This is a genomic window from Oryzomonas rubra (assembly GCF_008369015.1).
Taxonomy (GTDB): Bacteria; Desulfobacterota; Desulfuromonadia; order Geobacterales; family Pseudopelobacteraceae; genus Oryzomonas; species Oryzomonas japonica.
This window is the reverse complement of record NZ_SRSD01000002.1, coordinates 29,922-43,013: the sequence shown is the minus strand read 5'-3', so window position 1 is coordinate 43,013 and position 13,092 is coordinate 29,922. Positions and strand designations below refer to the sequence as shown.

The 13,092-nt window shown below is 61.8% G+C and carries 13 protein-coding genes; 2 read left to right on the top strand and 11 right to left on the bottom strand.

Annotated features, from left to right (window positions below; all coding sequences use genetic code 11):
* Positions 1–87: 87 nt before the first annotated feature.
* On the top strand, positions 88–708 hold the full coding sequence (locus ET418_RS03055) for a methyltransferase family protein (protein ID WP_149306120.1): 621 nt from the start codon (positions 88–90) through the stop codon (positions 706–708).
* Here the strand turns inward: ET418_RS03055 and ET418_RS03050 are convergent.
* The 8 genes from ET418_RS03050 to nadC form a co-directional block, all read right to left on the bottom strand.
* Complete coding sequence (locus ET418_RS03050; RefSeq protein ID WP_149306119.1) at positions 686–1,387, bottom strand: MgtC/SapB family protein; 702 nt, start codon at positions 1,385–1,387, stop codon at positions 686–688. The two genes, ET418_RS03055 and ET418_RS03050, sit on opposite strands and share 23 nt — an antisense overlap.
* Positions 1,384–2,286, bottom strand: a complete 903-nt coding sequence (locus ET418_RS03045; RefSeq protein ID WP_149306118.1) for a GTP-binding protein — start codon at positions 2,284–2,286, stop codon at positions 1,384–1,386. Before ET418_RS03045 ends, ET418_RS03050 begins: the two co-directional genes overlap by 4 nt.
* A gap of 77 nt (positions 2,287–2,363) precedes the next feature.
* Positions 2,364–3,257, bottom strand: coding sequence for a hypothetical protein (locus tag ET418_RS03040; protein WP_149306117.1), 894 nt, complete (start codon positions 3,255–3,257; stop codon positions 2,364–2,366).
* Between the two features lie 90 nt (positions 3,258–3,347).
* Positions 3,348–4,496 carry an SPOR domain-containing protein gene (locus ET418_RS03035; protein WP_149306116.1) on the bottom strand — a complete coding sequence of 383 codons (1,149 nt, stop codon included), beginning with the start codon at positions 4,494–4,496 and terminating at the stop codon, positions 3,348–3,350.
* Positions 4,497–4,532: 36 nt separating this feature from the next.
* Positions 4,533–6,617 carry an elongation factor G gene (gene fusA / locus ET418_RS03030; RefSeq protein ID WP_149306115.1) on the bottom strand — a complete coding sequence of 695 codons (2,085 nt, stop codon included), beginning with the start codon at positions 6,615–6,617 and terminating at the stop codon, positions 4,533–4,535.
* Positions 6,618–6,784: 167 nt separating this feature from the next.
* Positions 6,785–7,549, bottom strand: coding sequence for a type III pantothenate kinase (locus tag ET418_RS03025; protein ID WP_149306114.1), 765 nt, complete (start codon positions 7,547–7,549; stop codon positions 6,785–6,787).
* Position 7,550: 1 nt separating this feature from the next.
* Entirely contained in the window at positions 7,551–8,540 is a 990-nt protein-coding gene (locus tag ET418_RS03020; RefSeq protein ID WP_149306113.1) for a biotin--[acetyl-CoA-carboxylase] ligase, read from the bottom strand.
* A 26-nt stretch (positions 8,541–8,566) separates the two neighbouring features.
* The gene (gene nadC, locus ET418_RS03015; protein WP_149306481.1) at positions 8,567–9,391 is read right to left on the bottom strand and encodes a carboxylating nicotinate-nucleotide diphosphorylase; all 825 of its coding nucleotides are present in this window, start codon (positions 9,389–9,391) and stop codon (positions 8,567–8,569) included.
* A 193-nt stretch (positions 9,392–9,584) separates the two neighbouring features.
* Here nadC and ET418_RS03010 point away from each other — a divergent pair, with 193 nt between their 5' ends.
* Positions 9,585–10,850, top strand: a complete 1,266-nt coding sequence (locus ET418_RS03010; RefSeq protein WP_149306112.1) for a cytochrome c3 family protein — start codon at positions 9,585–9,587, stop codon at positions 10,848–10,850.
* 87 nt (positions 10,851–10,937) lie between these two features.
* Here the strand turns inward: ET418_RS03010 and ET418_RS03005 are convergent, their stop codons facing one another.
* From ET418_RS03005 to ET418_RS02995, 3 genes are read right to left on the bottom strand one after another with little or no spacing between them, the layout of a single operon-like run.
* Positions 10,938–11,861, bottom strand: coding sequence for a diguanylate cyclase (locus ET418_RS03005; RefSeq protein WP_149306111.1), 924 nt, complete (start codon positions 11,859–11,861; stop codon positions 10,938–10,940).
* Positions 11,845–12,708 (bottom strand): HDOD domain-containing protein, encoded by an 864-nt coding sequence (locus ET418_RS03000; RefSeq protein ID WP_149306110.1) that lies wholly within the window; start codon positions 12,706–12,708, stop codon positions 11,845–11,847. Before ET418_RS03000 ends, ET418_RS03005 begins: the two co-directional genes overlap by 17 nt.
* Entirely contained in the window at positions 12,689–13,027 is a 339-nt protein-coding gene (locus ET418_RS02995) for a hypothetical protein (RefSeq protein ID WP_149306109.1), read from the bottom strand. Before ET418_RS02995 ends, ET418_RS03000 begins: the two co-directional genes overlap by 20 nt.
* Positions 13,028–13,092 lie beyond the last annotated feature (65 nt).

The following is a 13,092-nucleotide window of genomic DNA, read 5'->3' as shown; positions in this document are numbered from 1 at the left end:
ACCTCCCTGCAGGATGAGCGTTGTCAGCGCTATATAACACGTTGGGGTTGTGTATACAAGGGGACAGTGGTAACCTGGAACCCTGAAATGATTATCGGGGAGGCTCCGCTGCCGGACTACTGCGTCTTCATACTCCGTTTCCTGATCTTTGCCGCCGCGCATTCCCTTTTTGCCGCAACCGGGATCAAGGGAATCATCGCCCGGCTGTGCCATGGCGAACCGCGGGGCTACCGCCTGGCCTACAACCTGTTCTCCCTGGCGCTGTTCGGCTGGGTGATGGCCGCCTTCCGCTCATCATCGGTGCTCTACTTCGCCCCCGGCGTCTGGAGTCTGGTCATGTACCTGGGCCAACTCGTCTGCGGGGTGATTCTGGTGGATTGCCTGCGCCGGACCGGGGCGGGCGACTTCCTCGGCATCAGCCAGCTCGGTTCAGGCCGGGCCGAAGGCCCCCGCCTGGTTACCGACGGCTACTACGCCATGGTGCGCCACCCCTTGTACCTCTTCTCCACCGCCTTCCTCCTGCTCAACCCGGTCATGACCGCCCAGTGGCTCCTGTTGACGATCCTTTCGGCCGCCTATTTCGTCATCGGCGGTCTGATCGAGGAACGCCGCCTCCTGGCGGAGTTCGGCGACGAATACCGCCGGTATCGCCAGCAGACCCCCTTCATCATCCCCGCAGCCAGGGTCAGGCGACCGCATTCACCTTGACGGTCACATCCCTGATGCCGCTTATGGCCGAGACGCTCTCCAGGGCGTCGACGGCCAGTTCCCTGCCGTGCAGCTTGAGCTGGAATTCGTAGACCAGGAGTCCCGCAACCGGGCGTCGCTCCATGCCGAGCAGCGTCATCCTGTAGCCGCATGCCAGAACCGCCTGGGTGATCCGTTCGAGTTGCCCGTCGCTGTCGTCGCTGTGGACCGTGAGGATGGCGTAGGTGTCCCGGGAGAGCATCCCCTCGATCTTTTTCAGCGCAATGAGGCTCACGAGCGCAATGGCGGTCACCAGGGCCGAGAGCGCGAACAGGCCGACGCCGCAGGCGACCCCCACGGCCGCGGCGACCCAGAGGCAGGCCGCGGTGGTCAAGCCCCGCACCGATGTCCGCTCCCTGATGATAGCGCCGGCCCCTAAAAAACCGATCCCCGTCACCACCTGGGCCGCCACCCGGCCGGCATCGATCCCCACCGGCAGCACGCCGCCGAAGTTGCCGAACATGCGATAAAAGCTGATGGAAACGGCCACGAACAGGGCTGAGCCGAGGGATACCAGCAGGTGGGTCCTGAAACCGGCCGGCCGGCCGTGAATCTCCCGTTCCAGGCCGATCAGCGCACCGAACAGCGCCGCCAGCAGGAGGCGCCCCATCATCTGATAGTCGAAATCGACGGGCGTCATGGCGTGTCGGTATCCGGTCCGACAGCGACCGTCAGCACGAGCCGCCGCGTCTGCCCGTGGAGGGAGATGGCGAGGGGGATCCGCACGCTGCCGTCGGCCTGGGGCACCGCCTCAGCCGCCAGCGTCACCCGGAGATCGCCCAAGGATTCCGTTTCCGACGGCAGGGGGGCATCGGCCGCCTCTTCACCGTCCGTGGGGGGAGGTTGGCTCGGGACAGGGACATCGCCGAGGAGGCTGTCGGGCTGCGCGGGTGGGGCCGCGACCTGGGGAGCGGCCACGGAGGAGGGGGGGAGGGGGGCCGGTTCGGCTTGCAGGGTGTGTTCCGCGCCGACCCGTTCCATGATCTGGCGGGAGAGGACCGAGAAGGTTTCCAGCACCCCCTCGCCGTTCAGCGCCGTGGAGAGGCAGGCCGTGAGGTGCTCCACCTCCAGCTGGGCCGCGGTTGTCGTCGCATTCGTCGCCCCGGACCGGTCCGCCTTGTTCACCTGCAGGACCGCCGGCATGTCGTTCAGGCTCATGCCGTATGAGGCCAGGTAATCGCGCAAACGCTCGATGCTCTGCTTCCCCGCCGCCGTGGCGTCCGCGGCATCGACCACCAGCACGACCCCGTCGGCACCCTTGAGGGTCATCTTCCAGGCAGCGGGATTGGCGACCCGGCCCGGCAGGGTATAGATGTGGAAACGGATGCGGTAACCGCCGAACACCGGCTGCTCGAACGGGCAGAAATCGAAGAAGAGCAGGGAGCCGCCGCTGGCCGGGAGTGTTTTCAGTTCGCCGCGCAGCGACGGCTTGATCCTTTCGTACAGGTAGCGCAACGAGGTGCCTTTGCCGGCCCCCTCATGCCCGTAGTAGACGATCTTGGCGTTGATCTCGCGTTTGGCGTTGTTGATAATGGCCATTCCAGCTCCCGGTTTGTCGATTGAATATCCTCATTGCATGTGCAGGTGTTTCTTTTGTACCCGTTTTCAGCGGCCACCTAACGCTTTTTGTTGAGCAACAACCGTTTCGCCTGGGTGGAAATGACCGATGAAACATTCTTGCTCTTGGCGTAGCCGGCGATATCCTTGTCGCTCAGGGTGGAAAGGTAGCGCAACGCATTCTGGACCGGCGTGCGGTGATTGTCCACCAGCGCCTTGCGGATATTGTAGACCTTGACCCAATCCTTGTTGGCACAGATCAGGCGCATGATCTCGTCGTTCTGGATGCCGGATTTCAACAGGGTTACGACCTCGCCCTCGGTCATGCGCGGGTTTTTGACGACGCTCCCCGAAACGAGCTTGTTTGCATCCTTGACCAGGATCGAGCGCCATTCCTTGTCGCCGGTCAGGGCCATCTTGATCTTCTCGGCAATGCCCAGCACCTGGGCCATCTGATACTTGCTCTGAAATTCCTCGGCGGTCTCATCCACCGGGATATCGGGCTCTTGCGGGGCGGTCTCGGCCGCTTCCCCGGGCTCGGACTCATGGGGGGCGCTGTCGGCAGGCGGCGCAGCGCCGGCGCGCTGGAGGATGATCCTCTCCAGGAAGGAGCGGGCCGGTGCGGAAAGCTGCTCGTTCCCCAGGAGCGCTTCCCCAATGCCCTCCCGTTGATGGTGGACCTTGGCGATGGCGTCGAGGAGCGCCGGATGGGCCTCGGGCGAGCCGGCCACGACGAGCAGCGTCTCCCCGGGCAGCGAGGAGAATGCCGCCTGCGCCGCAGCCTTGACCGTTGCATCGCCATCCTTCATCAGGCAGAAGATCAGCATGAACCGGTCGAACGGCTCCAGTGCAGGGGCATTCCCAATGCCCTGGAGCCGTTCCCCGGCGCTCTGCCCCGAACGGAGGCAGGCCGCCACGGGGGGCGATATCTTCAGCTTGATCGTCTCTGCCATAATTCATTATATCCTGTGCGGTTGCATAGATTCCGGCGGCCGGGGCAGGGGCGTAGCGACTACGCCCCTGCCCCGGCCGCCGTACTTTTGTTACGGATGGGACAGGGATGCCTTGATACCAAGCCCCTTCAACTTTTTGAGCACCGCATCGGCGCCTTTCCTGTCGTTGAACGTACCGGCGACAAGGGTCTTCGACGGTATGGATACCTCGGCGTGTTTTACGGTCAGGTTGATGCCGGCCGCGGCCAGACGTTCCTTCTCGGAACCGGCCCGGGCCGTCAGCAGGTAGGAACCGGCGTACACGGCAAACTTGCCTCCCTGATCCATGATAAAGGCGTCCGAGGTGTAACGTTTCAATTTGTCCAACTCCTGCTGGGCCTCGACGCGGCTCGGGTATTCTCCGGCAAGGAGGCGGTTCATGGCTGATTTCTTGCGGCCTCCCGGTTTGACGGCCGTTTCGATCCCGGCGCCTTTGACCCGCGACAGGTCTGTCGCCATGGCTTCTTCAAGGACATAGTTCCCCACCACGACCGTCCAGGGGCCGGCAGCCTTGGCGGGCGCGGGCTTCGGCTTCACCGTGTCCTTTTTCGCCGTTGCCGGCGCTGCTTTTTTTGCCGGGACGGCGCTAGCTCCGGCAGGGCTCTTGCCGGGGGCTTTGGCGGCTTCGGCCGGCTTCTTGGCGCTTCCCTGTGCCGGTGCCGGCTTCTTCACCGCCCCGGCGGGTTGCTGTTTCGTGGCGGGGGCGGCCTTCGTGGCATCCTGTTTGGCTGCGGCCGTCGCTTTGGGCTCTTTTGCCGCGGGTGCCGCCTTTTTCTCGGGAACTGCCGGTTTCTTTTCGGGAGCCGCCGGTTTGGCCGGCTTGGCCGCTTCGGGCTTGGGAGGTTCCACCTTTGCCGCGGGTGCCGCCTTCACGGCTGCCGGGGGCTCGGCCGAGGCCACCTTCTTGGCTTCGGACGCCGCAGGTGCGGCGGCATTCTTCTGCGCCTCCGGCGCGCCTGCCGTTTCGTCCGTGGCCGCCTGCCCGTTGCGTGGCGGCAGCGGTTTTTTCACCACCTGGGGCGCCGGGGTCTCGGCCGGTTTCTGCGCCTCCTGCGGCTTGATCAGACCGGTGAAGAAATACAGATACGCAAAAGCCGCCACGAGGATCAACAGTACAACCAGCAGCATATTCTGTCTGCCCTTTTCGGCCGGCGCCGTCGACTCGGGCTCCTTGGTGTCGTTGCCAAACTTGAAATCCATGAAAAACCTCCGTTGATTTTTAACCCGCGAAAGCGGTTATTCCTTCTTGACAGTCTGAGTCTCGGCAATCACCTTTTGGGACAGGTGCGTCGGCAGTTCCTCGTAGTGAGAGAATGCCATAGTGAACAGGCCCCGATCGCTGGTCATGGACTTGAGGTCGTTGGAATAGGCCAGCACCTCGGACATGGGCACGATGGCGCGGATAATCTGGGAGTTGGCCTTGGGCTCAACCCCGACCACCTTGCCGCGGCGGGAGTTCAGGTCGCCGATCACGTCTCCCATGCTTTCGTCCGGCACGGTCACCGTCATGTTCACGATCGGTTCCAGAAGCACCGGCTTGCACAGCTCCATCGCCTTTTTGAACGCCATGGAACCGGCCACCTTGAAGGCCATTTCCGAAGAATCAACCGTATGGAAGGAGCCGTCGTAGAGCGCAACCCGGAAGTCCACCACCGGGTAGCCGGCCAGGTATCCCTCCAGGGCCGCTTCCTGAATCCCCTTGTCCACCGCAGGGATATACTGACGCGGGATGACGCCCCCCACGATCTTGTCGTCGAACTGATACCCTTCGCCCCGGGCGGTGGGGGACATCTCTATCCAGCAATCGCCGTACTGACCCCGGCCGCCGGACTGTTTCTTGTATTTTCCCTGGACCTTGGTCGTGGCGCGGATCGTCTCCAGGTACGGCACCTTGGGGGTTTTGAGCACCACCTCCACGCCGAACTTGCGCTTCAGCTTCTCGACGATCACCTCCAGATGAACCTGGCCCATGCCGGAGATGATGAACTCCTTGGTCTGGGGGTCGCGGTGCGACTGCAGGGTCGGCTCTTCCTCGATCATGCGGTGCAGGGCGTTGTGGATCTTGTCCTCGTCGGCCTTGGTCTTCGGGGCGATGGCATAGGAGATCACCGGCTGGAGCTGCTGGGCCGGCTCGTACACGATCGGCTTGACGGCATCGCACAGGGTGTCGCCGGTCACGGTCTCCTTGAGTTTGGCCACGGCCACGATATCGCCGGCCACCGCCTGCTTGATCGGGTGCTGCTTCTTCCCTTCCAGTTCATAGATCTGGCCGATGCGCTCTTCGATCCCCTTGGTGGAATTGAGGATGGTGGAGTCGGAGTTGAGCACCCCCGAGTAGATCCTGAAGATGGTTATCTTCCCCGTGAAAGGGTCGGATGTGGTTTTGAACACCAGGGCCGAGAACGGCTCCTTTTCATCGGGGGCGCGCTCGATCATTGCGCCGCTTTTGGGCTCGGTTCCCACCGCCTTGGTACGGTCCAGGGGGGACGGCAGGTAGTCGCAGATGGCGTCCATGAGCTGCCGGACCCCGATGTTCTGCACGGCCGAGCCGCACAGGACGGCCGTAAAGGTGTTGCGCATGGTGCCGACCCGCAGGCCGTCGATGATCTCCTCCACGGTCAGTTCGCCGCTGTCCAGGTATTTCTCGGTCAGGGCGTCGTAGGCCTCGGCCACGATCTCCACCATGTACTCGCGCAGGCGCGCGGCCTCATCCCGGTATTCGGCCGGTATCTCCCCCTCGGTGCAGGTCCCGGAGCCGTCCTTGGGATAGAAGCAGGCCTTCATGTGAATCAGGTCGATGACACCGGCGAACGTGTCCTCCGCGCCTATGGGCATCTGGATCGGTACCCCCCGCGCTCCCAGGGCCTTCTCCATGCCGTCGATGGCCCGGAGAAAGTTGGCCCGCTCCCGGTCCATCTTGTTGACGAAGGCGACGCGGGGAATCTCGAACTCGTTGGCCCACCCCCAGATATCCTCGGTCTGCGCCTTGATGCCGGAGATGGCGGAAATGATGACGACGGCGCAATCCAGGGCGCGCATGCAGGCGCGGGTGTCGGCGATGAAGTTGCCGTAACCGGGGGTGTCCACAATGTGGACGGAATGGCCGTTCCATTCGCAATGGTCCAGGGCCGAGGTGATGGATATCTTGCGCTTGATCTCCTCGGGCTCGAAATCCATGGTGGCGGTGCCGTCATCGACCCGCCCCAGGCGGTCGATCATGCCGGCGTTGAACAGGATCGCCTCGGACAGCGAGGTCTTGCCCGCCCCTCCGTGTGCGATGATCCCCAGGTTCCGAAGTTTGCTCGTGTCGTACTGTCCCATTGCATAGCCCCCTTAATAAATGAGATATCCTCTGCGTAGCTGCCACTTCATCGCTGTTCGTACAACGTGTGTGTCTGCACAAGAAAGATGTATCTGCAGTCTCAAAAAGGCATTCCGGTCCAGCCGTCAAAGCGCCTGCGTCGGCTCGCTTCTCCGCGCCGCCGGAATCAGCTGTTGCGTTCGTACAGTATTCTCAGTCCCTCCAGGGTAAGGAATTCGTCCACCTCGTCGATGGTCTTTGATTCGGGCGCGATCAGGGCCGCCAGGCCGCCGGTGGCGATGACCCGGAACTTTTCCCTCGATTCCTGGCGCATCTGTTCCACAATCCCGTCCACCAGGCCGACATAGCCGAAGAAGATACCGGCCTGCATGGAGTTGACGGTGTTCTTGGCAATGATGTGGGGCGGTTTGGCGATATCCACGCGCGGGAGTTTGCTGGCCCGCTGAAAGAGCGCTTCCAGGGAGATGGCCAGGCCGGGGGCAATGGCGCCGCCGCAGTACTCGCCGCGGGCGTTGACGTAGTCGAAGGTGGTGGCGGTGCCGAAATCCACGATCACCAGGGCGCATTTGTGCTTCTCGTATCCCGCCACGGCGTTGACGATACGGTCGGCCCCCACCTCCCGGGGGTTATCGTACTGGATCGGCATGCCGCTTTTGATCCCCGGGCCGACCACGTAGGGGGTCAGGTTGAAAAAATCCCGGGCGATGGCCTCCATCACGCCGGTGAGCGGGGGGACGACCGAGGAGATGATGGCGGCGGTTATGGCGGGGAATTCGAGGCCGGCCTGGCCGAACAGGCTGTGGAGCAGGACCGCGTATTCGTCGGATGTGCGCGACTTGTCCGTGGAGAGCCGCCAGTTGCGCATGAGCTGCGGCCCCTCATAGATTCCCAAAACGATATTGCTGTTGCCGACGTCAATCACCAGGAGCATTTCAGAGCACCCTCACATCCCCACTGAGTATTCGTTCGACCGTGCCGTCCGGGTGGCGCAGCAGCAGGGCGCCGTCGCCATCGATGCCGGCGAACAGCCCCCGGATGTCGTCACGGCCGTGGTTGCTGACCACCACCTCGCGGCCGTTGGCGTTGCAGCGTTCCTGCCATTCCCGGCGCACCTGGACGAAGCCGTGGTCGAGAAAGCCGGCATAGAGCCGGTCCAGTTCGTTCAGGAGAAACGCCGTGAACCGCGCCCGGCTGATCTTGGCCCCCCCCTCGATGAGGAGCGAGGTGGCGGGGTGGCGCAGGTCGCCGGGGAACTGGTCGGCCGTCATGTTCAGGTTGACGCCGATCCCCAGGATGACGAAATTGATGCCGTCGTTGATGCCGTCGGTCTCGGCGCTCATTTCGTTGAGCAGCCCGGCCACCTTTTTGCCGTCGATCAGCACGTCGTTGGGCCATTTGATCTCCGGCTTCAGGCCGGTGGTCTGCTCGATGGCCCGGGCGGTGGCGACGGCGGAGAGGAAGGTGAGCTGGGGGGCCTCGAAGGGTTTGATCCGCGGGCGCAGGATGACCGAACAGTAGAGGTTGGCCCCGGGCGGGGACGACCAGATGCGCCCCAGGCGTCCCTTGCCCTTGCTCTGCTCCTCGGCGGTTACCACCGTCCCCTCGCCGGCTCCCTCTTCCGCGAGGCGAAAGGCCTCGAAATTGGTGGAGGTCGTAGTGGCCAGGTTGACCAGCCGGGTGCCGATGAGCCCACTGTTCAACTGCACGCTTATTTCTTCGGCCGCCAGGGTGTCGGGCGACGAAAGCAACCGGTATCCCCGGGAGGGAACCGCCTCCACCCGGTAGCCGGCGCCTCTGAGTGCCGAGATGTGTTTCCAAACCGCAGTGCGTGAGATGCCGAGTTCCTTGCTGAGTTGCTCGCCGGAAACGAACCCGCTCTGTTGCCGGAAAAATCGCAGGATAGTGGCTGCCTTTTGGTGCATTGAACGACTCCTGCAGGGGGCGGCGGTTAGTCCAGCAGCATGGAGATATCCATGGCCCGGGCCGAATGGGTCAGGGCACCGACGGAAATGATATCGACCCCGGTTTCGGCGATGGCGCGCACCGTTTCCAGATTGACCCCGCCGGACGCCTCGACCAGTGCGCGGCCGGCAATGGCCGTCACGGCGGAACGCATGTCCGCGAGGTTCATGTTGTCCAGCATGATGATGTCGGCGCCGCTTGCCAGCGCCTCCTCGACCTGGGCCAGGGTCTCGGTCTCGATCTCGATCTTCAGGGTATGGGGGATATAGGCACGGGCTCGCGCGATAGCCTCACCGATGCCGCCGGTGGCGGCGATATGGTTTTCCTTGATCAGAACGCCGTCGTAGAGGCCGGTCCGATGGTTGATGCCCCCTCCGACGCGCACGGCGTATTTTTCCAGTTCCCGCAGGCCGGGGGTGGTCTTGCGGGTATCGACGATGCGCGCCCCGGTTCCCGCCACCGCCGCCACATAGCGCGAGGTGAGGGTGGCGATGCCGCTCAGGCGCTGGAGCAGGTTCAGGGCCACCCGCTCGCCCATGAGCAGCTCGGCCGTGGTGCCGCGCACCGAGGCGATGACGGCCCCCTTGGCGGCCGGTACCCCCTCCGCCAGGCAGGCTTCGAACTCTATGGCGGGGTTGAGGCGTTTGAATACCCTCTCGGCCACGAACAGCCCGGCCAGGAGCATCTCCTCTTTGGCGATCAGGCGGGCCGAAGCCCGGCTGTCGGTGGGGATCAGCGCCTGGGTGGTGATGTCTCCGGTATGGATGTCTTCGCGCAGGGCTTGGTCTATGAGATTGTCGAGTGAGAGCATCATCTGTGAGTCCACCTTGAGTGGGGGAATGTGCCCATTTCTATATCACAGGTAGGGAGGCGTATCAACCGCAAAACCGGCGCGTTCGCGACCGTGTTTGCCCATCTACTTTGCAATTGACGGGAAACACGCCCTCCTGTATAGTAAACCGCTTGAAAAACCCATTTAATCTTATCATTGAGGAGTGGTTAGAATGCAGAAGCACATTTCAGTGTATGTTCTCGCGGTTATTTTACTCACAGCCGTCTGCGCCGCTGCAGTCGAAACCAAGGACATCAAGTTTACCTTCAAAAATGCGTCTCCGGTCGTTTTCAGCCACGAACGTCATCTGCTCAAATATAACAACAACTGCAAGATGTGCCATAACGCCATCTATGACCTGAAGACACACCGCCATTTCACCATGGCCGAGATGGAGAAGACCAAGTCCTGCGGCGCATGCCACAGCGGCGTCAAGGCTTTCAGCGTGGCGACCGAAAAGGATTGCGTCAAGTGCCACAAGGGCAAGACCCAGGACAAGGTCTACAAGGTCAAGGGGGTGTCCGACGCGGTATTCGGCCATACGTTCCATGTTTCCAAGACCGGCGGCGCCTGCAAGAGTTGCCATGGCGGCAAGATCTTCAACGGCAAAACCAGGGGCGTCACCATGGCCGAGATGGAAAAAGGAAAAACCTGCGGCGCCTGCCACAACGGCACCAAAGCCTTCACCGTCGCCGGCAACTGCAACCGCTGCCACAAGGGGCTGAAACCGCGGGACATCACCTTTACGCTCAAGGGTGCCGCACCGGCGACCTTCAGCCATTCGTTCCATACCCAGGCCTATTCCTGCAAGGAGTGCCACACCAAGACCTTCCCCTACAAGGCGGTTTCCGGCAAGGCCACCATGGCCGACATGGCCCAGGGCAAATCCTGCGGCGTGTGCCATAACGGCAAGGACGCCTTCGCGTCCAGCAGCGACTGCGGCAAGTGCCACAAGGGGATGAAGCCGGGCAAGATTTCGTTCAAGACCTCCGCAGGTGAGGCCGTATTCAGCCACGAGTTCCATATCCAGGCATTCAAATGCGCGGAGTGCCACACCAAGATTTTCCCCTATAAGGCGGTTACGGGCAAGGCCACCATGGCTGACATGGCCAACGGCAAATCCTGCGGGGCGTGCCACGACGGCAAGGAAGCCTTTGCGTCCAGCGGCGACTGCGAAAAGTGCCACAAAGGGTTCAAACCGCGCACCATCACGTTCAAAACCGATGCCGGCGATGCCACCTTCAGCCACGACTTCCATGTCCAGGCTTACAAGTGTGCGGACTGCCACACCAAGGTGTTCCCCTACAAGGCGGTTACCGGCAAGGCCACCATGGCCGACATGGAGAAGGGCGCCTCCTGCGGGACCTGCCATAACAAGGATAAGGATGCCTTCTCGGTCAAGGACGATAAGTTCTGCGCCAAGTGTCACAAGATGTAACGGTTTTACAGCTGCAGACGAAATAAGAAGGGCGTCCTTCCCGGTTGGGGAGGACGCCCTTTCTGTATCCGCGCTGTTGTGGCCTCGTTACTCGCTTTTGCGCTGGTCCACCAGGTACTGGCTTTTCTCCGACTCCTTGGCCAGTTTCTTCAGTTCGGCGGCCACCTCGGCCACCTTGGCCACGTGCCGGATCTTGTCCGAGTTCATGGGTACGGCGGCGATGGAGATGGAGAGCAGGGGAATCTTTTCCATCTCCCCCTTGCGGTTGGTGCCGTTGTAATACCCCTGCCGCTTGGTGGCCTCGTCGAACAGGTCCAGAACGATCTGGTCGAAATGATCGATGACGGTCTTGCACACCGATTCCAGTTGGGTCAGGGAGACGATGAAGACGAAATCGTCGCCGCCGATATGCCCGCAGAAACCGCCACCCGCATCGCGAACGGCGTTGAACATGATGCGGGCCAGCATCCTGAGCACCTCGTCGCCATGGGAAAAGCCGAAGGCGTCGTTGTACGGCTTGAAATGGTTGATATCCACATGGCAGACCGCCTGAGGCTTGCCCATGGCGTCCTCGATGGCCCGCTGGATGGAGGTGTTGCCGGGAAGGCGCGTCAGGGGATTGTTGTCGAAGATGCGCTTGAGGCGGGAGAAGGAGAGCGCGATGCGGCAGAAGAGTTCGCTGAAGTTGAGCGGCAGGAAGACGAAGTCGTCCAGGGGATAGGTCTCCCACGGGAAGGAGTCGTAATCCCTGTCCGACACCAGGCCGATGATCGGGATGGTGCTGAAGAAGCTGTCACTGCGCAGGGCCGTGATGATCGTGGTCCCCGCGTTGCAGTCCGAGGAGAGGTCGATGATCAGCAGGTCGGGCGGGTCGGAATAAAAGGCGCCCAGCACGCTGTCGATGTACGACATGCCGGTCGCCTGGTGCCCCCTGCTTTGCAGGCGCAATTGCAGATGGGAGATGAGCTGCGCGTCGGAGGAGACGAGGGATATCCTAATTGGCAACAGCATCGGTGCCCTGTTGCAGTTCGAGGCTGAAGTTCTTGACCTCCACCAGTTTGTCCTCCAGAGCCTCGACGATGTCGGCAATGATCTGCTCGTTGAGCTTGAGGATGTCCCAGGCGGCCTGCTGAATCTGCGGCACATAACTGTCGCCGCTGTCGCCGAAGCCGCTGGCCTTGATCAGCGCGTCGGCGATATGCACCACGGCGGTCTTGATGCGATGACTCCCCGCTGCCGCCACATTGTGGTGGCAGTTGATCGGCTCGCTCAGCTTGTCCGGCAGAAACCAGCTCTTGGCGAGCCACCCCCCCACCTCGGCGTGATCCGTATCGATGATCTCCTGCTCCGCCTCCCGCATGTAGACCCGTTTTTCATCGATGACGCGACGGACCTCCTGCTCGGCTTCGCTGCACTTGAGGCTGATGATGACCTTGCCGATATCGTGCAGCAGTCCGGCGGTGGCGATCTCCTCGCACTCCGGCAGGTTTAGCTTGGTGGCGATCAGGTTGGAGGCCACGCCGACCCCCAGGGAATGCTCCCACAGGCCGACGCTGTTCTTCTCCATGATCTCGAAAATGGACGAGGAAATGGCCAGGCTTTTGACCACGTTGACCCCCAGGAGGATCATGGCGTTGGAGATGGTCGAAACCCGGTAGAAACCGTAGGAGGGGGAGTTGGCCAGCCTGAGGATGCGTGCGGAAAGCACCTGGTCCGAGGAGACGATCCTGGCCATCTCCTGCACCGAGGATTTATCGTTATCGGACAGTGAGTTCAGCTTATTGATGACACCGGGCAAGGTGGGGAGTGTTTTGGTGTCCATGATGATTTTTTTCAGTTCATTCCGCTTTTCGTCCACCAGATTCTCCCATGGAACGTTTCAAGTGCTCGGCGTAGATATCGTAGATTTTCGCCATCAGGGGGTCGTGACGAACCTTTTCAAAGCGGTTGTCAAGATCGTGGAGGGTTTCTTCAAGGCTGAGGTCCCCCTCCGCCCAGACGGGATGCCCCACAACATATACGGATTGAATGTTCAGATTTTCCAGCCGGGCAATGAGCGAATCCGTCAATTCCGTATCCTTGCCGCAAATGGGGATGCCGTTTGCGGATCCCGTGCGGAATACGTCCCGCGAGAGCACCATGCCTGCTTTGGCAACCATGAGAGGTATTTTCTGCATCGAGGTTGCTGTCCTTGCCTGGTAATGAGTAAGTTGCTAAATAGTTGTTAATAAATCGAGATTAA